Origin of the sequence: Flavobacterium acetivorans (assembly GCF_020911885.1) — a bacterium.
Lineage (GTDB): Bacteria > Bacteroidota > Bacteroidia > Flavobacteriales > Flavobacteriaceae > Flavobacterium > Flavobacterium acetivorans.
In genome coordinates, this window is record NZ_CP087132.1 from 3,457,714 (window position 1) to 3,480,231 (window position 22,518).

At 37.4% G+C, this 22,518-nt stretch carries 16 protein-coding genes; 8 read left to right on the top strand and 8 right to left on the bottom strand.

Annotation, left to right across the window (positions count from 1 at the left end):
• Nucleotides 1-12: 12 nt before the first annotated feature.
• The gene (locus tag LNP19_RS14960; RefSeq protein WP_230062698.1) at nt 13-1,191 is read right to left on the bottom strand and encodes an AIR synthase related protein; all 1,179 of its coding nucleotides are present in this window, start codon (nt 1,189-1,191) and stop codon (nt 13-15) included.
• A gap of 253 nt (nt 1,192-1,444) precedes the next feature.
• On the opposite strand from LNP19_RS14960, the gene LNP19_RS14965 reads away from it, so the two are divergent.
• Complete coding sequence (locus tag LNP19_RS14965) at nt 1,445-1,717, top strand: DUF4242 domain-containing protein (protein ID WP_230062699.1); 273 nt, start codon at nt 1,445-1,447, stop codon at nt 1,715-1,717.
• A gap of 71 nt (nt 1,718-1,788) precedes the next feature.
• On the opposite strand, the gene LNP19_RS14970 is transcribed toward LNP19_RS14965, so the two are convergent.
• Nucleotides 1,789-3,978, bottom strand: a complete 2,190-nt coding sequence (locus LNP19_RS14970; RefSeq protein ID WP_230062700.1) for a glutamine synthetase III family protein — start codon at nt 3,976-3,978, stop codon at nt 1,789-1,791.
• Nucleotides 3,979-4,277: 299 nt separating this feature from the next.
• Between LNP19_RS14970 and LNP19_RS14975 the strand changes: the two genes are divergently transcribed.
• Complete coding sequence (locus tag LNP19_RS14975) at nt 4,278-5,252, top strand: TerC family protein (RefSeq protein ID WP_230062701.1); 975 nt, start codon at nt 4,278-4,280, stop codon at nt 5,250-5,252.
• A gap of 159 nt (nt 5,253-5,411) precedes the next feature.
• Here the strand turns inward: LNP19_RS14975 and LNP19_RS14980 are convergent, their stop codons facing one another.
• Entirely contained in the window at nt 5,412-5,612 is a 201-nt protein-coding gene (locus tag LNP19_RS14980; protein ID WP_230062702.1) for a hypothetical protein, read from the bottom strand.
• A 38-nt stretch (nt 5,613-5,650) separates the two neighbouring features.
• Here LNP19_RS14980 and istA point away from each other — a divergent pair, with 38 nt between their 5' ends.
• Complete coding sequence (gene istA / locus LNP19_RS14985; protein WP_230061790.1) at nt 5,651-7,198, top strand: IS21 family transposase; 1,548 nt, start codon at nt 5,651-5,653, stop codon at nt 7,196-7,198.
• Between the two features lie 17 nt (nt 7,199-7,215).
• The gene (gene istB / locus LNP19_RS14990) at nt 7,216-7,953 is read left to right on the top strand and encodes an IS21-like element helper ATPase IstB (protein ID WP_131910895.1); all 738 of its coding nucleotides are present in this window, start codon (nt 7,216-7,218) and stop codon (nt 7,951-7,953) included.
• A gap of 231 nt (nt 7,954-8,184) precedes the next feature.
• On the opposite strand, the gene LNP19_RS14995 is transcribed toward istB, so the two are convergent.
• Together LNP19_RS14995 and LNP19_RS15000 are read right to left on the bottom strand one after the other, a co-directional pair.
• Nucleotides 8,185-8,817 carry a hypothetical protein gene (locus LNP19_RS14995; protein WP_230062703.1) on the bottom strand — a complete coding sequence of 211 codons (633 nt, stop codon included), beginning with the start codon at nt 8,815-8,817 and terminating at the stop codon, nt 8,185-8,187.
• 69 nt (nt 8,818-8,886) lie between these two features.
• The gene (locus LNP19_RS15000; protein WP_230062704.1) at nt 8,887-9,438 is read right to left on the bottom strand and encodes a hypothetical protein; all 552 of its coding nucleotides are present in this window, start codon (nt 9,436-9,438) and stop codon (nt 8,887-8,889) included.
• Between the two features lie 181 nt (nt 9,439-9,619).
• Here LNP19_RS15000 and LNP19_RS15005 point away from each other — a divergent pair, with 181 nt between their 5' ends.
• A complete protein-coding gene (locus LNP19_RS15005) occupies nt 9,620-10,024 on the top strand; it encodes a helix-turn-helix domain-containing protein (protein ID WP_230062705.1) in 405 nt (134 codons plus the stop codon).
• Nucleotides 10,025-10,145: 121 nt separating this feature from the next.
• Here the strand turns inward: LNP19_RS15005 and LNP19_RS15010 are convergent, their stop codons facing one another.
• Together LNP19_RS15010 and LNP19_RS15015 are read right to left on the bottom strand one after the other, a co-directional pair.
• Nucleotides 10,146-10,655 carry a hypothetical protein gene (locus LNP19_RS15010; RefSeq protein WP_230062706.1) on the bottom strand — a complete coding sequence of 170 codons (510 nt, stop codon included), beginning with the start codon at nt 10,653-10,655 and terminating at the stop codon, nt 10,146-10,148.
• A gap of 177 nt (nt 10,656-10,832) precedes the next feature.
• Nucleotides 10,833-13,181, bottom strand: coding sequence for an Ig-like domain-containing protein (locus tag LNP19_RS15015; protein WP_230062707.1), 2,349 nt, complete (start codon nt 13,179-13,181; stop codon nt 10,833-10,835).
• Between the two features lie 256 nt (nt 13,182-13,437).
• On the opposite strand from LNP19_RS15015, the gene tnpA reads away from it, so the two are divergent.
• From tnpA to tnpC, 3 genes are read left to right on the top strand one after another with little or no spacing between them, the layout of a single operon-like run.
• Entirely contained in the window at nt 13,438-13,722 is a 285-nt protein-coding gene (gene tnpA, locus LNP19_RS15020; protein WP_230061925.1) for an IS66 family insertion sequence element accessory protein TnpA, read from the top strand.
• On the top strand, nt 13,722-14,072 hold the full coding sequence (gene tnpB / locus LNP19_RS15025; RefSeq protein ID WP_230061926.1) for an IS66 family insertion sequence element accessory protein TnpB: 351 nt from the start codon (nt 13,722-13,724) through the stop codon (nt 14,070-14,072). Before tnpA ends, tnpB begins: the two co-directional genes overlap by 1 nt.
• Before the next feature lie 55 nt (nt 14,073-14,127).
• The gene (gene tnpC / locus LNP19_RS15030; RefSeq protein ID WP_230061927.1) at nt 14,128-15,720 is read left to right on the top strand and encodes an IS66 family transposase; all 1,593 of its coding nucleotides are present in this window, start codon (nt 14,128-14,130) and stop codon (nt 15,718-15,720) included.
• 146 nt (nt 15,721-15,866) lie between these two features.
• Here tnpC and LNP19_RS15035 read toward each other — a convergent pair whose 3' ends face one another.
• Nucleotides 15,867-21,659, bottom strand: a complete 5,793-nt coding sequence (locus tag LNP19_RS15035) for a T9SS type A sorting domain-containing protein (RefSeq protein ID WP_230062708.1) — start codon at nt 21,657-21,659, stop codon at nt 15,867-15,869.
• Between the last annotated feature and the right edge of the window lie 859 nt (nt 21,660-22,518).

A 22,518-nucleotide genomic window follows, 5' to 3' on the forward strand; every position in this document is an offset into this window, starting at 1 on the left:
TAGGTGCTGAAATTAATATTCGAAAGTTCCGTATTCGCTGCTAATTGTCAGTTTTTTAGCATCAGCTGCTTCTACTCTTCCTACGATTTTTGCATCGACATTGAAGGATTTAGAAATAGCGATAATATCTTGGGCAACGGCTTCGGGAACGTATAATTCCATACGATGTCCGCAGTTAAAGACTTGATACATCTCTTTCCAATCGGTTTTTGATTGTTCCTGAATTAATTGGAATAATGGAGGTACCGGGAATAAATTGTCTTTTATGATGTGTAGGTTTTCAACAAAATGTAAAATCTTGGTTTGCGCACCACCGCTGCAATGTACCATTCCGTGAATATCTTTAGCATCGTATTGATCCAAAATTTTCTTGATGATAGGCGCATAAGTACGCGTAGGCGAAAGCACCAATTGTCCGGCATCGATTGGAGAATTCTCTACAGCATCAGTCAATTTTACCTGACCTGAATAAATCAATTCCTCAGGAACGGCGGCATCATAACTCTCCGGATATTTGGCTGCCAAATATTTCCCAAAAACATCATGACGAGCCGAGGTTAATCCGTTGCTTCCCATTCCGCCATTATAGTTTTTTTCGTAAGTAGCCTGACCAAAGGATTCCAAACCTACAATCACGTCACCTGCTTTTATATTGGCATTGTCAATTACTTTTGAACGTTTCATTCTCGCCGTTACGGTAGAATCTACAATAATAGTACGAACGATATCGCCCACATCAGCCGTTTCTCCACCTGTAGAATGTATGGTCACGCCAAAAGAGGCCAATTCCTGGATTAATTCTTCGGTTCCGTTGATAATGGCCGAAATTACTTCTGCTGTAATCAAATTTTTATTTCTACCGATGGTGGAAGAAAGCAAAATATTATCTGTGGCCCCAACGCACAATAAATCATCAATATTCATGATTAAAGCATCTTGCGCAATGCCTTTCCAAACTGATATATCGCCCGTTTCTTTCCAATACATATAAGCCAAAGAGGATTTGGTTCCTGCTCCGTCTGCATGCATGATAAGGCAATATTCTTCGTCTTGGGTTAAATAATCAGGGACAATTTTACAAAAAGCTTGTGGAAACAAACCCTTGTCAATATTTTTTATGGCGTTATGCACATCTTCTTTTGAAGCTGAAACGCCTCTTTGCGCGTATCTTTTTGAAGTATCTGAACTCATGAAATAAATGGTGTTGTGTGCGGCAAAGATAATTATTTTTTTGGGTTTAACTGAACCACTTCCTGTATCTGTTTTGTAAAATTAGCAATCAACGTTCATAATGTTATTTTAATTCATTAAATTTAATATAAATTACTGAATAACAAATAAATACACAATAAAAACACCTAAAAGTGGAAACCAGCGACCGCTATAAAAAACGGGGCCATGCCGAAAAGTCACAAGAGTAGGAAACCAAAAAAAAAAAAAAATTATGCCTAAGTATCTAATTGAAAGAGAAATTCCCGGTGCAGGAAAACTGACAGCCGAACAGTTGAAAGCTATTTCACAAACTTCCTGTGGGGTATTGAACAAAATGGGACCACAAATACAATGGGTCAACAGCTATGTAACAGCTGACAAAATCTATTGTATCTACAACGCTCCAAACGAAGAAATGGTTCGAGAACACGCAAAACTAGGAGGTTTTCCGGCTAATTCAATAAGCCAGGTCTCCACAATCATCGACCCTATAACCGCAGAGTAATTTGAATTAACAAAAACACCCGACGAGATTCGAAAACCTGTCGGGTGAAAAAAAAAATCTTTTTTAAAGAATTATTTAGTGAATAATAATTCTCTGTATTTAGTCAAAGTCCATAGTTCATTATCAACCAAAAGCTCTAGTTTATCACAGTGCTCACGGATAATTTCAAAATAAGGTTTTACTTTATCACAATAAGCTTCTGCCATTTCTTGTGCATCCGTCAATACGTTGGCTTTTTTTCTTTCGTTAGTCATCGCTTCTACTTTAGAATTGATTCCTTCGATATGCCCGGAAATTTCTTTGATTAAGATAATTTGTTCTTTGGCAATGGTTTCAAATTCAGCTCCAAAAATATCTTTCAAACCTTTTACGTTTTCTATCAAAGTATTTTGGTAACGGATAGCCGTTGGAATCACGTGATTTTTAGAAATATCACCTAAAACTCTACCTTCAATTTGAATTTTCTTAGTGTACTCTTCCAATTCAATTTCGTAACGCGCTTCTACTTCAATATGGTTCATGATACCCATTTCAGAAAACAAATCCAAAGCTTGTTGAGAGGCTCTGGCTTTCAATGCCTGAGGTGTTGTTTTAAAATTACTCAAACCTCTTTTTTCTGCTTCAATTTCCCATTCTTCACTATATCCGTCACCTTCAAAAAGGATTTTTTTAGACTGCTTGATATACTCTCTCAATACATTGAAGATCGCATCGTCTTTCTTCATGTCCTTAGATTCAATCAAAGCATCCACTTCTTTTTTGAAATCTCTCAATTGCTTTCCTACAATGGCATTCAAAGTAGTCATTGCATTCGAACAGTTTGCCGTTGAACCTACGGCTCTGAACTCAAATTTATTTCCTGTAAATGCAAATGGTGAAGTTCTGTTTCTGTCTGTATTATCTAAAAGAACATCCGGAATTTTACCTACTACGTTTAATTTTAGATCTGTTTTCTCTTCTGGAGATAATTTACCGGCAGTTACACCTTCTAATTCGTCCAAAACCTTAGTCAACTGCTCTCCAATAAATACAGAAATAATTGCTGGTGGCGCTTCATTTGCACCTAATCTATGATCGTTACTGGCAGAAGCAATTGCTCCTCTCAATAAAGCTTCGTTATCATTTACCGCTTTTATTGTGTTGATAAAGAAAGTAAGAAACTGTAAATTACTCATTGGAGTTTTACTTGGACTCAACAAGTTTACACCGGTATCTGTCGCCAACGACCAGTTGTTGTGTTTTCCTGATCCGTTTACGCCTTTGAAAGGCTTTTCATGAAATAAAACTTTAAAATCATGACGTTCTGCCACTTTTTGCATCACATCCATCAACAAACAGTTGTGATCTACTGCCAAGTTTGTCTCTTCAAAAATAGGAGCCAATTCAAATTGATTTGGAGCTACTTCGTTATGACGTGTTTTTACAGGAATCCCTAACAGCATACATTCTTGCTCTAAATCTCTCATGTAAGTCAAAGCACGAGTAGGAATAGCACCAAAATAATGATCGTCTAATTGCTGTCCTTTGGCAGATGTATGTCCTAACAAAGTTCTCCCTGTCATCATCAAATCAGGACGGGAATTGGCCAAAGCACTATCGATCAAGAAATATTCCTGCTCCCATCCTAGGGTTGCAGTAACTTTCTTTACATTTTTATCAAAATATTTACATACTTCAGTAGCCGCTTCATCTATAGCTGTCAAAGCTCTTAATAAAGGAGTTTTATAATCTAAAGCCTCACCGGTATACGATATAAAAACAGTAGGAATACACAAAGTAGTCCCAAAAATAAAGGCTGGAGATGTAGGATCCCAAGCAGTATATCCTCTGGCTTCAAATGTATTTCTGATTCCTCCATTTGGAAAACTCGAAGCATCCGGTTCTTGTTGTACTAATTGAGCACCACCAAATTTTTCAACAGGATCACTACCATCATAAGAGGTTTCAAAAAAAGCATCATGCTTTTCAGCAGTTGTTCCTGTCAAAGGCTGAAACCAGTGTGTATAATGAGTTACTCCTTTGGAAAGCGCCCATTCTTTCATACCCATTGCAATATAATCAGCTAATTTTCTGTCTATTTTAGTTCCATGCTGTACAGCACCTTGAACCCCTTTAAAAGCATCCGAAGTCAAATATTGCTTCATCGCCTTATCATTAAACACATTTGAACCAAAAAGCGTAGATTTTCTATCAGCTTCTTCAAATTTAACCGGATTTCTGTTGGATGCTTCTTTCAAAGCCTGGAAACGTATTGTTGACATAAAAAATTGTTTTTAAAGATTTAACCCCTGTTATTTCCATGCAAAAATAATTAAAATAATGTTTTATCAATAGATGACCTCTATTTTTTTATGGGTACACTATTAAAAATTACCAAATTGTCAATATTTTCGCTTGGTATTTAGAACATGATAATTTTACCTCCTTTTTTTTTGCGACACTGATGTTCAATAATAGTAATATTGTCCTATCCGGTTAAATAAAGAATAATTTTAAGTTAAAATTTAAAAAATAAAAAATCTAAAAGTATCTTTACCCTTTTAATTAATCTTGTAATTTTATGATTGTCTGGATCTGTTTTTTAATCGCTATTCTATTATTCCTTGCGCTCGACTTGGGTGTATTCAACAAAACGCCTCATATTATTAGTACCAAAGAAGCCAGTAAATGGACCGCCATCTGGGTCAGCATTTCCTTCCTTTTTTCAGGCGTTATCTATTGGTTGTACTCCAACAATTATGTTGCAAATCCTGACGAATTAAAGCCGGCCGTAGCCTCAATGAAATTCATCACCGGATATTTAATCGAATTATCACTTAGCGTCGACAATATATTTGTCATCGCTATTATCTTTAATTCCTTTCGAATTCCAAAAAAATACCAGCACCGGGTTTTGTTCTGGGGAATTTTGGGAGCCATTGTTTTTAGAGGAATCATGATCTATTTTGGTGTTTTATTGATCAATAAATTCGCATGGACCACCTACATTTTTGGAGCCTTTTTATTCTATACAGCAGCAAAAATGCTATTCACTAAAGAAGAGGAACAGTTTAATCCCAAAAAATCTTTTATTTACAAAAGCTTACGTAAATTTATACCGGTAACCACTCATATCGATGGCGAACATTTCTTTGTAAAAAAAAGACATCTTAATGTAGCAACGCCTCTTTTTGTTGCCTTGATTATTATTGAAGTGATGGATGTTATCTTTGCCCTTGATAGCGTTCCTGCTATTCTAGCGATAACAAGTGATCCTTTCTTGGTTTTTAGTTCAAACATTTTTGCCATATTAGGATTGCGATCCATGTATTTCTTCTTGGCTAATATGCTCGAAAGATTTAGCTACCTTGAATACAGTCTTATTGCTATCTTAAGTTTTGTGGGACTCAAGATGCTGCTTCATGATTTTATAGAAATTCCAGAATGGGGATCACTCGCATTCATTGCAGTATCACTATTAACGGGAATTGTAGTATCCTTAAAGATAAATAAAAAAGAAGTTTCTAAAGAAAACACAGAATCCGAAAATTCTTAAAACCTATACTAGAAAACATAAAAAAAAGGAAATCGAGAGATTTCCTTTTTTTATTTTAAAGTTTTCAGGAAAAAGCTGTATCGGTGAATACTAAGCTTTTATAGAGATAATCAAAGAAGTCAGCTAACGATTTGGTAACGGTGCTTATTGCTTTGCTTTTCAACGTGTTTCCGTTCGCTCAATAGCAAATATACAAATTTTTGAGTAATGAGTATTGGTGGAAAAACCGGTCAAATTGACCACCACTTTCCAGTGTAAATTGACCACCAGTTCCGGAGCAAACTGACCACCACTTTCCAGTTCAAATTGACCACCTAATTTTGGGGTAAATTGATTATTAAAAACTACTGACTTTTTCATGTTGTTAGCACCATACATTCGTTAAAAAAATACGGATTATGGCAAACAAAATAACAGACATGAGTAAAATTAGAAAAGTAATTAAATTCTATTGTGAAGGAAAGAGTAAGTTGTTTATAAGTAGCTACTTATCCCTTTCCAGGAATACGGTAAAGAAGTATATTTCTTTATTTGAAGTTCTCGGATTAAACTTTGAATTAATTGATAGAAAAACAGATACAGAACTAGAACTTTTGTTTTCACAGACTACTGTGGAATCCATTAGTCCCAAATTGCAGATCCTATACGATTTTTTCCCTAAAATGGAACGTGAACTAAAGAAAGTTGGCGTTACCGTACAACATATGTGGGAGCAATATATTGCCGTAAACCCCGATGGTTACAGGAGTTCGCAATTTGCTCATCATTACAAAGTATGGGGTAAACGAGTCAATCCTGTAATGCATATGAATCACAAAGCCGGTGATAAAATGTATGTGGATTATGCCGGAAAAACACTCTCCATCATTGATAAAGATACCGGAGAAATCAAAGAAGTACAGTTTTTTGTAGCCATATTGGGAGCCAGCCAATATACCTATGCAGAAGCTTCCATGAGCCAACAAAAGGAAGATTTTGTTACTTCGGTAGAAAATGCCATGCGTTTTTTTGAAGGTACTCCTGCGGCAATTGTTCCCGATAATTTAAAATCTGCAGTGATAAAAAGCAGTCGTTTTGAGCCAACAATCAATGAAACCCTGGCTGATTTAGCGGAATATTATCAAACCACAATCTTACCTGCCAGGGCTTATAAACCAAGGGATAAATCATTGGTTGAAGGTGCGGTAAAGATATTGTACAGAAGGATTTACGTAACTCTAAAAGAAACCAAATTCTTTTCTCTAGAAGAATTAAACCAGCAGATATGGGATTTATTAGATGCTCATAATAGTCGAAAACTCACAGGACGTCCTTACTCCCGTAAAGAATTGTTTTTAGAAGATGAGAAACAAAAACTACGCCCACTACCACAAGAACGCTTTGAAATCAAATACCAATCCTTTGCAACGGTGATGCAAAACGGACATGTCCAATTAAGTCAAGACAAAAATTACTATAGTGTTCCGTATCAATATGTAAAGAAAAAAGCGAAACTCTTGTATACCAAATCAACGGTAGAGATCTATTACAAATACAATCGAATAGCCATTCATCCGAGGAATTACAAACCTTATGTCTATACCACAACCCCAGAACATTTAGCCAGTACCCACCAATTTGTAGCCCAATGGAGCGCTGCCCGCTTCATTGATTGGGCCAGTAGTATTGATGAATCCGTAGGAGAATATATTTTGCAAATAATCGAAAGCAGAAACCACCCCGAACAAGCCTATAAAAGTTGTCTGGGAATACTAAACTTCGAGAAAAAGGTAGGCAAGCGGCGATTAATAAATGCCTGTAAACGGGCACTTGATTTTAAAATTTACAATTTTAAGACCATACAAAATATTTTAGAAAACAACCTAGACCACATTGATTTTGAACAAGAACCCGAGCAGGAACTCCCTGTTCACGGCAACATCAGAGGAAAACAGTATTATAATTAAATTAAAACCCAATAATCATGAATGAATCTACAGTAACAAAAATGAAACAAATGAAGCTTTATGGTATGCATAATGCTTTTAAAACCGCCATTGAAAGCGGGAAAACTGACCATTACACACTTGATCAGTTTGTATCGATGCTTATTGATGCCGAATGGGATGAAAGGCATAATCGTCGCATTGAACGCAGTATCAAAAATGCCCGATTCCATTACAAATCAAATATTGAAAGTATCAATTTTGACCAAACCCGTAATCTGGATCGAAACATGGTGCTACGTCTGGCAGAATGCGAATTTGTAGAGAAAAACGAAAACATTTTAATCACAGGAAGTACTGGTGTAGGTAAGAGTTATTTAGGTACAGCATTAGGTTATCAAGCCTGTATACAGGGTTTTAAGGTAAGTTATTTTAATACTTCAAAGTTGTTTGCTAAATTAAAAATGGCCAAAGCAGATGGTTCTTATCTTCGAGAACTGGCAAGAATAGAACGGCAAGATGTTATTATACTGGACGATTTTGGACTCCAAGCATTAGATAGTCATAACCGAATTACCCTTTTAGAGATCATTGAAGACAGACATAATAATGGTTCTATAATTGTAACATCACAAATCCCAGTGCAAGGCTGGTATGACATCATTGGAGAAAAAACAATAGCTGATGCAATTTTGGATAGGCTGATACATCAATCTCACCGAATCGAATTGCACGGAGAATCTATGAGAAAAAAAAGGGGCATAAACAAAAGCTAATATTTAAGTATATTTGAATACTAATTAACAGATGAAAAAAAGTTGTTTTTAATGAAAAATGGAGGTGGTCATTTTGCTCCGGAATTAGGTGGTCATTTTGAATTGGAATCAGGTGCTCACTTTAAATTGGAATTGGGTGGTCAATATCACTGGAATTTGCAACCAATTGTCTCAGGATATTTTCTACAAACTCGTTATCGAGTTTTGGAAAGGTGAGTTTTTTTGAAGTTTTCATAATGTAGGCTTATTAAGGTTTTGATCTGAAATATTGAAATAGGTATAGACCGATTCTAAAAATAGCCTGACTAATGCAAACCAAGCCATAAGGTCAATGTGTTCCTGCAACTCTGGATCATTTTCCAAACCCTTTGCGCTTTCTAAGCTTAAATCCAAGTTTTGAATTTTCTGCTGGAACTTCTCGTAATATTCTACTCCGGCAACTGAAACGATAATAATCAGCACCTCGTGTACAAACTTGTCAGAACTGATTGAGCTTAAAATATACCTCAGACTGTCATAACATTCATCGCTGGGATTTGGATTTTCCTTAAGTTCATAACAAAAATGTATCAGCAACCGAAGACAGCAGAAAAGTCCTGACGTCTTCACATCACTTATTTCCGCATCAGGAACTTCAAGTTCGCCTGAAAGAAGCTGTTCCAGTTCGTATTCTTGCAAGAGTTCGGGATACCTGTCCAGTAATAAATCGAGCTTGGGATTTTTTAATTTTTCCAGAAGCCCCAAAATTCCGCTTTCGAGATTAGGCTTTTCTGAATCTTGCAGTAACAGATTCAATGCTGTCTTCGCCTGTTCGACCGTTTTTACAAGCCTTTTTTCTTTCTTAAAGTTTTTATTATTTTCCATATCATAAAAATTTAGCTTTAGTAAAGTTGAGAATGCGCTGAAAGATATTCTATTCCGTCACTGGATATATTATTCTAAAGGATGGGTATTCTTTTTGATCTTTTCAAGCCCTCTTTCACGCATCAGCTGGCTTGCGTCGAGCATTTTGATTAAATGGATATAGGGCGTGATCAGGTCATAATCAAATTCTACGACACTTGGGGATAATGATATATGAATGACTTCACATAGAAAAAAGTCAAATTCATCTAATGATTTCTCTGCAAATGCAATTTGGAATACGCTAAACGGATTTGCATACTCTTCCTTTGTCAATGAACCTTGGTGGAGAATCGATTTACAATCAGATGGCGGTTTGACTTTCCTCTTTTTTCCTTTGTATTGCAGAGAAAAACAAGCTTTAAGAAAAGATCGAAGGGTGGTATAGAAAACAAATACCTGTCCTGGATACTCTTTTTTGTAAACTTCCTGCTTATTGATATAAAGAACCGCTTCTGCTAATCTCTGCTTATACTGGTCAAGATGTGCATAATCAAAAAAAGCATCAATTACCTCAAAAGGATTTTCTATCTCATAGGCTGCCCAAAAATTAGTTTCAAAGGATATTTTATTCTTTTTCATAATCGGAAATTTTAATATTGATTAGCGAAGTTCTATTCTTTAAAGAGGATAATCTATACGGAATTCGGATATAATATCTGTCAAAATGGATATTTTACAGTATATTTTTTTTACCTTTGAAATTCAGATTTTTTAATCCAAATGGCTTTATCTTTGAGCCTTCAGAAAAATGAAACTCGTTATGGAACAGAAAATACATCAGGGAAGAAATGTAAAACGCTTTAGGGAAATGCTTGGAATCAAGCAGGAAGTACTGGCTTTTGATCTGGGAGATGACTGGAATCAGAAGAAAATTTCTATGCTGGAGCAAAAAGATGTAATCGAGGAGGAAATGCTCAGGCAGATTTCAAATGCACTGAAAATCCCTGTAGAAGCTTTCCAGAATTTTGATGAAGAACAGGCAATAAATATTATTTCAAATACTTTTCACGATGAAGCATTCATCGGTAATTCTGGTGGTACTTATAATGTTAATCCATTACAAGAAATTTTAAAGCTTCACGAAGAAAAGATTGCATTATACGAGCGAATGCTGAAAGAGAAAGATGAAATGATGGCAAGGCTCGAAAAATTAATAAATAAATAATTTAGGAATAATTCTTAATTCATAAAAGAGGCTGTCCGAAAAGGACAGCCTCTTTTGCTTTCAACAGCTTTCTATCTTTGATATATTTTATCTAAAACTTTATTTTAAACTAATTTAAAACCTAGAAATTAATTTTCTGGATTTGATTTTCATTCACATTCAAAGCAGTAATAACTGCATCAAAATTGTTTTTATCGATTGTTTTTGCGAAATCCCCAGGAACGATAACTATTCTAAAAGTCTGATTGTCTAAATAACTAGGGGTTGTTTCTAAATCATAATTTCCTCTGGCAAATATTGTAAAATCTTCCCTGCTAAAATCAAAATCATAATCAATCTCCCTTCCATTTGTTAAATAAAGTGTTCTAGGTATTAATTGCCATATAGGTGTACTGGCATCAATAGTTCCGGAAAGCCTATAAATTAGCACAACATCTGAAGCTAGTATTTTAGGTGTCAATTTTTGATAAATAGTAAATCCGTCAACATTATTATAACCGAAATCAATATTTTTAATTTCGAACACCTCACTAATGGTATCATAATCCACATAATCGGTAGTGTCATTTACGGTACAGCCTTGTAAGCTCAACATTCCTACAAAGGACAAAAGGGTAATTATCTTTTTCATACTATTTTATTTTAATTGATTAATAATTATTTGTTAAAACAATATATTCATGAACTGTGCCAAAGTTTATTTTAAATAAAAAAATGTAACTTTTTAATACGTTTAAAAACTAACAAACAATAAAAAAAAACAGCCGTTGTAGGCGACTGTTTTTCAATTTAAAATTAAAAAATCAATTTATTGCGAAGACAGTACTTTTTTGGTACTACTCTCTCTATCAGTAGTCAATTTCACAATATACATCTGTTCTTTTGCTTTATTTGCATGAAGATCCAACGTAATTTCTTTGTTCAAATAACTATTGGTATCTGTTTTGGAAAGAATCCGGATACCTTGTGCATTGAATACTTCAATTATGACATTAGAAACGTAATCAAAATTGTACTTGATTGTAAGCTGATCTTTAAAAGGAACCGGATAAGCCTCAAAACCAGATTTTGGAGCCTCTCTGTTTGTCGATGCTTCTTTTGACACGGCAGTTTCTGTGATTTTAAGAGCTGATACCACTCCACAACTGCTTAAACCAGAACCGCATCCATTGACTGAAACAGAAACTTGATAACCTGATCCCGCCGGAATATTGCTAAATACAACAGGGGAAACTGCTGTCCCGGTATAAGTTGTTGCTGTAGTAAGTCCTACGATACCACTAATAGCATTCCCTTCTTTATCCAGTATAGTATAGGTCGCTCCGTTGATTACACCAGACAAAGTAATACTAAAAGTGGTTTGATCACAAGTGGGAGCTGTGTATGAAACACTTGGCGGAGAAGGGTTGGCTATTACGGTAACCGTAGCTGTTTTTTGACATCCATTAATATCAGTATACGTTATAATAGAAGTACCTGCTGACACTCCTGTTACCAAACCTACAGCACTAACAGTAGCCACGCTTGGCGTTGCAGACATCCAGGCATTTGATAGAGCTGGGGTGCCAGATCCTGTCAACTGTGTTGTAAGACCTACACATACACTAAGAGTACCACTAATAGTAGGCAATGCATTTACCGTAACCGTAGCAGTTTTTTGACATCCATTAATATCAGTATACGTTATAATAGAAGTACCTGCTGACACTCCTGATACCAAACCTGTAGTACTAACAGTAGCCACGCTTGGCGTTGCAGACATCCATGCATTTGAAAGAGCTGGGGTACCAGATCCTGTTAACTGTGTAGTAAAACCTACACACACATTGAGAGTACCGCTAATAGTAGGTAATGCATTCACTACAATCTCAATTGATCCTGTACAACTACCATCGGCACTAATATAATTAATCGTATGGGGGGAGCTCGCACCGCCGGCAGCAGAAGGTGTGAAATAATAAGGGCCGCTACCGCTAACACCCGAACCGCTAAAAGTACCGCCACTAGGATCCGCCGATAGAAGATAAGCTGTAGTATCATCTGCGCAAAATGGGCCAATCTCAGTGATTTCCGTACTACCAAAATTAAAATCCACTGAAATAGGGGTTATAAAATCTTTGAGAGCAGCAGTTGGAGCAGCAGAAGCCTTGGTTTTAACCCATAATGTTTTTATTGTAAGACCACTGCAACTGGCTCCTCCAAGTACCTGATTGAGAAGATAGGTCACATTGACAGCTGCTTCAACAAATGCATATTGCTGGTAGTTATTAGAGCCAAATGCAGAATAAGGCACATTCAATTCCGTACCCGCTCTGTTAGTTTCGGCAAATGCATTGGCTCCTAAATCAACTAAAGTTACCAATTCATAAGACCACTTGGTTCCACTCAACATCCATTGATAAATATACACATTAGGCTTTGTTCCTCCATTGGTATATTCCATGGAAATGATTATATCATCTTTGGTTCTCCCGCCGCCATTGGGCTTACTTGTCAATGGGTTTCCGGTAAAAGTTCCGTCACTATTCTGGAGAACTTCACCTTGTAATAATTCAAAATCAATATAACTGGTTCCATTAGTAGACTTACGGTCACCGGAAATAAAAATCCATTGGTTATTACCGGAATCACGTGACACATGATACAACGCATTATCAATATCATTTTTATCCGGAGCCGAATTATCAAACCATCTTAAAGCCGACACATAGTCATTGAATTTACTTCCATTTGTAAAAATGTCGTCATTAGAACCAAAAGGTTCTTCTGTATCCACACGCCCGCTTGTTTGGGCTGTACCTGGTGATAAGGGATTACCAGAAGCATCAAAAACAGACAAACCTGTACCTCCTGTCCCGGGATACCAATCGCCCTGATTGGCAGCAAAGGGGCTAGGACTGGTTGGGGTATTGGCTCTTAAACCTCCATCAATAGCGAAGCCCCCAAATGGTGGGTTTACATTAGCAAATTGCGCATAAATTTGTGAGGAAAAACTCAAGAAACAAATTAAAAATTTTACATTTTGAAATCCAAAGTTTAAATAAGAACAACTAGGAATAAAAAAACCTAACCTAGAAACACTGTCTTTAGTAAAAAAAGAACTAATCATTTTACGAGATAACGTATCGAAAAAATTCGAAATTGTAATTTTTTTCATGATAATAGTAATTTTATGTCATTCGATATATGATGTAGGAAACTTAAAAATTTGGGAAAGAAAAACTTGTACAAAACAAAACATCATCAAAAAATAGGTTTATGATGTAGTCCATCATCAAAAAGAAATTCTATTGTGAAAACAATAACCGTTTCTTTTTAATTACCGCGAGCTTGTTCTTTGTATCCTTCCCACCAATGCCATATTTGATACCTAAACCCGCTAATTTAAATTTGCTGATTCAATATTATGGGATATGAATCAACAAGAACAGATGTATTTTTTGGTTGAAGAATGGAAACAATCCGACTTAACCAAAGCAGAATTTTCAGCTTTAAAATCGCTGAGTTATCATCAATTCAATTATTGGCTAAAAAAGTACAATAAGGAGATGGATTTCGGACAGTCCAAACCGGAAGTTTCCTTTTTCTCGGTTTCGGATAGCCCGAGAAAAGATAAAAAACAGTCAGCCTCAAAAGAGATAGATCAGAAAACCATGCGAATCGATCTTCCTGGAGGAATCACCATTACGATTTACTGATGCTGGGCTTGAGTGCAGGTGTTCGCTATCACATGTGCTGTACTTTGGTGGATATGCGAAAGGGTTTTGACGGACTTTCGGGCTTGGTTCGGAATTATCTGAACCAAAACCCTCAAACGGGCGATGTTTTTGTTTTTTTGAACAAATCCAAAACCCATATCAAACTGCTGTATTGGGACGGCGACGGATTTGCGATTTTCTACAAACGACTAGAACAAGGAAGGTTTGATTTTTTGACAAGCGATTCGGTTTCAAGGGAATTAAAAAGAGAGGAATTGCTACTGGTTTTGGGTGGTCTTAAATTGAGAGATTTCAAGCAAAAAAAGAGATACAAAACAGCCGAAAAATAATCGTAAATACCTTTGAAATTTTGCATTTTTACTGTTGTTTTCTTATTTTTGAAGCATGGAAAACGCACCAGATTTGTTTGATAATTACTCTAAAGACGAACTTTTGAAATTACTCAAAAGTCAAATAAAAGCGAATTCCAAATTAGAATCCAAATCTAATAAATTAGAATCCAAAACCGAAAAATTAGAGATTGTAGCCACGAAACTTGAACAAGAGGTTAGTTATCTAAAATTCCAGATTGAACAGTTCAAAAGAGCAATGTACGGTTCTAAGAAAGAACGTTTCATCGCCAGTGAAAATCCGGAGCAATTAGCCATTCCTTTTGAAATCGATGAGCAAGAAGTAGCACAAGCCGTTGAATCGGTAAAAGAGCAAATCACTTACGAACGCGAAAAAGCAAGCAAAAAGCATCAAGGCCGTATGGCTTTACCATCGCACCTTGCGGTAAACGAAATCATTTTGGAACCGACTGAAAATGTAGAAGGATTGAAATGCATTGGTCAGGAAATTACTGATGAATTGGAATATACTCCCGCAAAATTGTTCATCAACCGTTACATCCGAAATAAATATGTTGCCCCGGTGGATGAAAAAGGAAACCAGCAAGTCAAAATTGCCTCTCTCGATTTTCGTCCGATTCCAAAATGTATTGCTGGAACCCATCTTTTGACTCAAATCATCACCGATAAGTTTGTGGATCACCTTCCGCTTTACCGACAGATACAGCGATTTTCAAGAGAAGGAGTCGATATACCTTCTTCTACGGTCGATTCATGGGTAAGATTAGTATCCCAATTACTTCGACCCTTGTACGAATGTCACCGACAGCATACGCTGAAAAACGGTTATCTTCAGGCGGATGAATCCCCAATAAAAGTACAGGACACAGATAAAAAAGGCGCAACACATACTGGATTTATGTGGGTGTATCACGCGCCTATACCCAAAAGTGTGTATTTTGATTATCGAAAAGGACGCGGCAGCGAAGGCCCTTTGGAAATGTTAAACGATTTTGTAGGTTATCTTCAAACCGATGGTTATGGAGTATATCCGCAATTTGCACTCAAAGAAAACGTCACACAGATAGCTTGTTGGGCACATGCGCGCCGTTATTTTGAAAAAGCATTGGATTATAACAAAGCAAATGCTTCGCACGTGATGTTGCTTATCCAAAAGCTATATGAAATTGAACGAAAAGCCACTTCTGAAAACTTTTCAATCCAGGAAAAATATGCTTTAAGATTAAAAGAATCACATCCCTTACTTAACGAAATAGGGAACTACATTGCAGTGCAGTCAAAATTAGAATTACCCAAAAGTCCGCTGGGCAAGGCCTACAATTATTGCTTGAAACGTTGGGACAGTTTGATGGCTTATCTAAAAGACGGAAATCTGCATATTGACAACAATCAGGTTGAAAATACCATTCGACCCTTGGCCTTGGGAAGAAAAAATTATCTTTTTGCAGGTTCACACCAAGCTGCAAAGGATATTGCCATGTATTATTCGTTTTTTGCCAGCTGCAAGAAAAATAATATCAATCCATCCAAATGGCTACATCATGTCCTTGAAAATATCAACGACACCAAATCTTCAGAACTTCACAATCTTCTTCCTCAATACTTCAATCAGAATTTATTGGATTGATGTAGTTGCTGGGGTGGATACTGTTCTTTAAACAACTTTAAGAAAGTATAAAAAACTATAAATAAACCCCGAAAGTATAGCTTTCGGGGTTTAATCTTACTACCTAATCCTTACTCTATATTTTATAGGATTAGAAATTAATACTACTATTCTGAAGACATTACTTTTTTAGAACTGCTACCTCTATCAGTAGTCAATTTTACAATAAAAACTTGCTCTTGTCCTCTATTCACATTGAGATCAAGCATGACATTTTTATTTAAGTAACTATTAGTGTCATTTTTAGAATACACTAGATTCCCTTGTGTATTAAACACTTCAATTTTCACGTCAGACTGATAATCAAAATCATATCTAATGGTCAGTTGATCTTTGAACGGAACTGGACTAGCGGTAAAACCAGCAAGTTCTGTACTAGAAAGCGATGATTGTTCTCCTTTAGGACATTCGGGAACATCCCAACCGATGAATATAGCACATTCGTCAAATACTTCATTAATAGCGCCAACAGCACCAGCAATATCAGATAATGATGCACCGCCCTCAGAGTTTTTAATGCCGTCAGCATTAGCTAAGGCACGATTTGCTAAGTCTAACAATCCGGCAACTGTTTTATCACCATTAATAGCATTAATAACAGCAGCACTGAATGTTCTACGAGTATACTCATTTACAGTTGGCACCCAAATATCGCCTTCATAATGACCACAAACTCTTGCTTTCGGAATATCAGATCCACATCCGCCATCAGGTTTGGCTGTTGCCAAAGTACCTGCTTGCAATACAAAACTGCCTAAATCAGACGGACTGGTTATATTTACATTCAATGCCATAGCAATGGTTTGAGAAAGAAGTACGTTGTTGATTCGGCCATTTTTCAAATAAGAAGCCGGCAATGAACAAATACTTACATTACCTCCATCAAGTTCTCTGGCTTTACCTCCGCCTGGCAATACGCTAATAATACAACTAACAGCATCTGGTAAAGACATAGTAACAGTTTGACTGTTTTTACCTATGATAATAGAGCCTCCCGCATTAGTCAATGCCTGAGTAATTAAATTCGCAGTAGAAATTCCTCCTACTGTTCCGTCACAGTATTTACCTCCAGAATTACCATAAGCTCCTTGTGTATAAGTACATATACCCGCAGCACATGATGGACCTTCAGCTATTACTTCTGAACCGGATTGTTCACATCCATGGGCATCTTTTACGATCCATGAATAACTACCCGCTGCCAGTCCTGAATAAACTTTTGGTGAACTTTCTGTTACAAAGCCACCGCCATTAAAGTTCACCATATAAGGAGCTGTACCGCCGCTGAAAGTAAGAGTAACGGAACCGTCAGAATCTCCAAGACAAGTCACTTCTGTATGAGCATCACTGGCTATAAGAGCGGTAGGTTGTCCTACTGTTTCTGATCCGGATTGCTCACATCCATGAGCGTCTTTAACGATCCATGAATAACTACCTGCTGCCAATCCTGAATAAAGTTTAGGAGATGTTTGCGTTACAAATCCGCCACCATTGAAGTTCACCATATAAGGAGCCGTACCGCCACTGAAAGTAACAGTAACTGAACCATCAGTTCCTCCATTACAACTTACATCAACATGAGCATCACTAGCGGTAAGAGCGGTAGGCTGTCCTACTGTTTCTGATCCGGATTGTTCACATCCATGAGCGTCTTTTACGATCCATGAATAACTACCTGCTGCCAATCCTGAATAAAGTTTAGGAGATGTTTGCGTTACAAATCCGCCACCATTGAAGTTCACCATATAAGGTGCGGTACCGCCACTAAAAGTGACTGTTACTGAACCATCAGTTCCTCCATTACAACTTACATCAACATGAGCATCACTAGCCATAAGGGCAGTTGGTTGTCCTACTGTTTCTGAGCCTGACAATTCACATCCGTGATCATCTCTTACAGTCCATGGGTAAGTACCCGCTGCTAGATCTGAATAAACTTTTGGTGAAGTTTGTGCAGTAAAAGCACCTCCATTAAAGCTCACTGTATAAGGAGTAGTACCATTGCCAAAGGTAATTGTTACACTACCATCAGTTCCACCATTACAACTCACGTCAGTATGGGCATCAGTAGCCGTAAGGGCAGTTGGTTGTCCTACTGTTTCTGATCCGGATTGTTCACATCCATGAGCATCTTTTACTGTCCATGAATAAGTACCTGCTGCCAGCCCTGAATAAAGTTTAGGAGAGCTTTGTGTTACAAATCCACCACCATTAAAATTCACCATATAAGGAGCTGTACCACCGCTAAAAGTAATAGTGACTGAACCATCAGATCCTCCATTACAATTCACATCGGCATGAGCATCACTGGCTATTAGAGCAGCTGGCTGTCCAACAGTTTCTGAACCGGCTTGTTCACATCCATGAGCATCTTTTACTGTCCATGAATAAGTACCTGCCGCCAGTCCTGAATAAAGTTTGGGAGAGCTTTGTGTTACAAATCCACCGCCATTGAAGTTCACCATATAAGGAGCCGTACCACCACTAAAAGTAACTGTTACGGAACCATCTGTTCCTCCATTACAACTTACATCAACATGAGCATCACTGGCTGCAAGATCAGTTGGTTGACCCACTGTTTCTGAACCGGATTGTTCACATCCATTGGCATCTTTTACAATCCATGAATAAGTACCCGCTACCAATCCTGAATAAAGTTTAGGGGAAGTTTGCGTCACAAATCCGCCTCCATTGAAGTTCACCATATAAGGAGCTGTACCACCACTGAAAGTAACAGTAACGGAACCATCGGCTACTCCATTACAAGATGCATTAGTATGAGCATCACTGGCTGTAAGAGCGGTTGGTTGCCCAACTGTTTCTGAACCGGTTTGTTCACATCCATGAGCGTCTTTTACTGTCCATGAATAAGTACCGGCTGCCAGTCCTGAATAAAGTTTAGGGGATGTTTGTGTTACAAAACCACCACCATTAAAGTTGACCATATAAGGAGCTGTACCGCCACTAAAAGTGACTGTTACTGAACCATCGGCGCCACCATTACAACTCACATCAATATGAGCATCACTGGCGACAAGAGCCGTTGGCTGTCCTACGGTTTCTGAACCGGATTGCTCGCATCCATTGGCATCTTTCACTACCCATGTGTAAGTACCTGCAATAAGTCCTGAATAAACTTTAGGCGAAGTTTGAGTTGCAAATCCACCGCCGTTAAAGTTCACCATATAAGGAGCCGTACCACCACTAAAAGTAACTGTTACGGAACCATCAGTTCCTCCATTACAACTTACATCAACATGAGCATCACTGGCTGCAAGATCAGTTGGTTGACCCACTGTTTCTGAACCGGATTGTTCACATCCATTGGCATCTTTTACGATCCATGAATAAGTACCCGCTACCAATCCTGAATAAAGTTTAGGGGAAGTTTGCGTCACAAATCCGCCTCCATTGAAGTTCACCATATAAGGAGCTGTACCACCACTGAAAGTAACAGTAACGGAACCATCGGCTACTCCATTACAAGATGCATTAGTATGAGCATCACTGGCTGCAAGAGCGGTTGGTTGTCCCACGGTTTCTGAGCCTGACAATTCACAACCATGATCATCTCTCACCGTCCAAGGGTATGTACCCGCTGCAAGTCCTGAATATACTTTTGGTGAAGTCTGTGCTGTAAAAGCACCTCCATTGAAGCTTACGGTATATGGAGTGCTACCATTAGCAAAAGTAATAGTAACCGTACCATCACTACCTCCATTACAATTTACATCAGTATGGGCATCAGTAGCTGTAAGTGCCGTTGGCTGTCCTACGGTTTCTGAACCGGATTGCTCGCATCCATTGGCATCTTTCACTACCCATGTGTAAGTACCTGCAATAAGTCCTGAATAAACTTTAGGCGAAGTTTGAGTTGCAAAACCACCACCGTTGAAGTTGACCATATAAGGACTGGTTCCTCCACTGAAAGTAACCGTAACGGAACCATCAGATCCTCCGTTGCAAGCTACATTAGTATGAGCATCACTGGCTGCGAGAGCAGTTGGCTCAGTAATGGTTTCAGAACCTTCAATGATACAACCATTAGCACCTCTTACAATCCAAGGATAAGTTCCAGCTGTAAGACCAGTATATGTTTTTGGCGAAGTTTGAGTTACAAAGCCACCACCGTTAAAATTAACTTCATAAGGTGCCGTACCTCCACTAAAAGTTACTGTTACTGAACCGTCTGATCCACCATTACACTTAACATTGACATGAGAATCACTGGCTGTTGGTGGCACTTTATCTTCTAAAACGGTTACATAACTTGTAGCAGTACAGCCTGCAAATCCAGGTACCGAAACAACCGCAGCATATACACCACCTGCAGTAACTAAACGATTTAGATCAGGTTCCGAATCTTCGGCCGGAATCAATGGCCCTATACCGTCATCTTTATTTCCAGGAGTTGGATCCGGTCCATAAAAAGCAACAGTAGCACCTAGAGGTTTAACTCCCGTAGCAGTAATCGTTGCATCTGGATTAATACAAGTAATAGCACGATCAACATTAATACTTACCTCTGGTTGAACCGTGTTTCCAAATGGGAACGGCCCAGCAAAATCTTTTTGCTCACTGGTAAAAGAATCAGACTGTCCACCGGCAGAACTACGGGTTTTAACCAATAAACTACCTAATACATTGGCACAAGGCCCAGAGCCTGGTCCTTTTCTGTCCAATCCAAAAGCAGTCAGATTAATCCCGATTTCTACATGTTGAAGAATTTGATAATGATCGAAAAAAGTCGCTGTAGATCCCTCAATAGTTCCCCATGGTGGGCCTAAAGTTGTGTCTTCTGTATTAACTCTTCCAAAAATATTCTCTACATCAGCAGGGTCATTGGAAACAATACGTCCATAACCAAAATTTCCGCTTTGCTCTCCTTTTACAAAAGTACCAGGTACCACCGTAAAAGGTCGGCCAGGCAATGAATTTAAGCCATTAAAAACAGATTCCTCCATCCATACCCTGATTCTAACATCGGGTTTAGATCCTCCTCCTTCATAGTCAATGGAAACGATAATAGTTCCTGGAACATTGACACTACCGTCAGCATTAAAAGTAAAGGCAGTACGACCTCCATCACTACCAGTATTTCCAAAAGCAGTATCGCCTTGAGTATAAGTAACCAAAGTTCTGAAGAATTCGAAATCTATATGTTTACTTCCATCAGTAGATCTGAGTGTAGCCGCAGCATAGGCCCACAGCACATCAAAAGGTCTGTCATCAATAGGGAAACCCGGATTATCGGCAGGATCATGCGGATTTGTCCCTCTTAAATGCGCCATAACATCAATAATATCATCTTTTTGGGGAACACTTCCACTTCCTAGACTCCAGGTAATCGGATTATCTGAATTTTTATCAGCGGTACTGGTAAAAATACTGCTATCACTATTCCCCTGAGCAGAGTTAGTATCCCTGCCATATACCGAATCAATCCATAAATAACCATCAACTATAGGATAGGGAAATCCCGGAGCTGCAGTGGTTACAGATTGCCCTTTGGTAAAGGAAAAATTATTATTGGCTAGAACCGAAGTTCTCAAACCAGCAGCATTAGTTTCATCTATCACACCCTTACCTGTACCTACATAGGTATGATTGAACCAGTCATCGGTATTCTGACCACCACCAAGATTACCAAACTGCAGCAGATTGGCATAGGCATCGGCCTCAATACCAAAATTGGCCTTGACAGCGGCACCCCCAACAAGCTGTCCATAAGTAGTAGTCGTAAAACCAAATACTAAAAGCAGCAATGAACCATAAAAAAAGAGCTTTTTAGAGAACGCATTCGTCCAAAAAAAGCTCGAAAAACCTGCTTTGAGACAGCAGGAAAAAGCGTACCAGTATTTCAGTACACTTTTAATCGTGTAAAAAATAATATTTTTCATAGTAATAGTATTTTTATGCCATAAGTTATTATTGAGTAGGCGATTGAGAGAATTGAGGTGAACGCTCTTAAAAGAATTTCCTTCATAAAACACCTTATGAAGTATACCATCATCCAAAGGACGGACTATTGATTGCATTAGCCCTGAAATCCTTTATCAATCAAAGAGTCATTATTGACAAATGACTTTTAAGGTTAGGAGTGAGCAAAAGGTTAAAATAAGCATTTTCAAACTTGGGGAAGAAAAGCCGCTACAGAAAAGAAAACTTCAAAAAACTCTTGAAGTACACTATCAATCAAAGGACTATTTCAATAGTAAAGAAATTAAAATCCTTCTGTCAAAAAATTATAAATAGTAAAACGATTAACATTTTTTAAATAAAGCAGAGAAGGTTAAAAAATAAGTTTCAAAACTTGGGGAAGAAACTTAAAAAATAAATTCACATAGAATCATTGTCTCAAAAGCTCTTTTTTAATGGCAGCTAAAATAGGCTACCCTTTTTTCTGAATTATTAGTTAATCCATAAGGCCAATTGAACTGTATTTCTATACACTCAAATTTAAGGGTTTAGCAAAAAAAAGAGAAAGGAATTAGGCTAAACAAGACTAAATTCTTTTTTTTACGACAAAGAACAAGGTACGCTAAGAAAAGCATTACACCAATGAAATATTAACAATAAATATAAGGTTAACTTACTGATAATTAGATTATTAGTATTAATCGTACCGAGAAAATGTCAATATTAAAATAATGTTAAATTTCTAAAAATTAATTTGATAGATTCTCATTTTTTAACAAAAAAAAATGTTCTTAAAATTAAAAAACATCCAAAGCGATACATAATTTTAAATTTACTAAA

Bases quoted from the DNA above. Each gene is read 5' to 3' on its own strand.
- LNP19_RS14960 (WP_230062698.1), bottom strand. From the start codon at position 1,191: ATGAGTTCAGATACTTCAAAAAGATACGCGCAAAGAGGCGTTTCAGCT.
- LNP19_RS15005 (WP_230062705.1), top strand. From the start codon at position 9,620: ATGGAACAGAAAATACATCAGGGAAGAAATGTAAAACGCTTTAGGGAA.
- tnpB (WP_230061926.1), top strand. From the start codon at position 13,722: ATGCTGGGCTTGAGTGCAGGTGTTCGCTATCACATGTGCTGTACTTTG.
- istA (WP_230061790.1), top strand. From the start codon at position 5,651: ATGGCAAACAAAATAACAGACATGAGTAAAATTAGAAAAGTAATTAAA.
- LNP19_RS15035 (WP_230062708.1), bottom strand. From the start codon at position 21,659: ATGAAAAATATTATTTTTTACACGATTAAAAGTGTACTGAAATACTGG.
- LNP19_RS14980 (WP_230062702.1), bottom strand. From the start codon at position 5,612: ATGAAAAAGTCAGTAGTTTTTAATAATCAATTTACCCCAAAATTAGGT.
- LNP19_RS14970 (WP_230062700.1), bottom strand. From the start codon at position 3,978: ATGTCAACAATACGTTTCCAGGCTTTGAAAGAAGCATCCAACAGAAAT.
- LNP19_RS15000 (WP_230062704.1), bottom strand. From the start codon at position 9,438: ATGAAAAAGAATAAAATATCCTTTGAAACTAATTTTTGGGCAGCCTAT.
- tnpC (WP_230061927.1), top strand. From the start codon at position 14,128: ATGGAAAACGCACCAGATTTGTTTGATAATTACTCTAAAGACGAACTT.
- LNP19_RS14965 (WP_230062699.1), top strand. From the start codon at position 1,445: ATGCCTAAGTATCTAATTGAAAGAGAAATTCCCGGTGCAGGAAAACTG.
- LNP19_RS15015 (WP_230062707.1), bottom strand. From the start codon at position 13,181: ATGAAAAAAATTACAATTTCGAATTTTTTCGATACGTTATCTCGTAAA.
- LNP19_RS14995 (WP_230062703.1), bottom strand. From the start codon at position 8,817: ATGGAAAATAATAAAAACTTTAAGAAAGAAAAAAGGCTTGTAAAAACG.
- istB (WP_131910895.1), top strand. From the start codon at position 7,216: ATGAATGAATCTACAGTAACAAAAATGAAACAAATGAAGCTTTATGGT.
- tnpA (WP_230061925.1), top strand. From the start codon at position 13,438: ATGAATCAACAAGAACAGATGTATTTTTTGGTTGAAGAATGGAAACAA.
- LNP19_RS14975 (WP_230062701.1), top strand. From the start codon at position 4,278: ATGATTGTCTGGATCTGTTTTTTAATCGCTATTCTATTATTCCTTGCG.
- LNP19_RS15010 (WP_230062706.1), bottom strand. From the start codon at position 10,655: ATGAAAAAGATAATTACCCTTTTGTCCTTTGTAGGAATGTTGAGCTTA.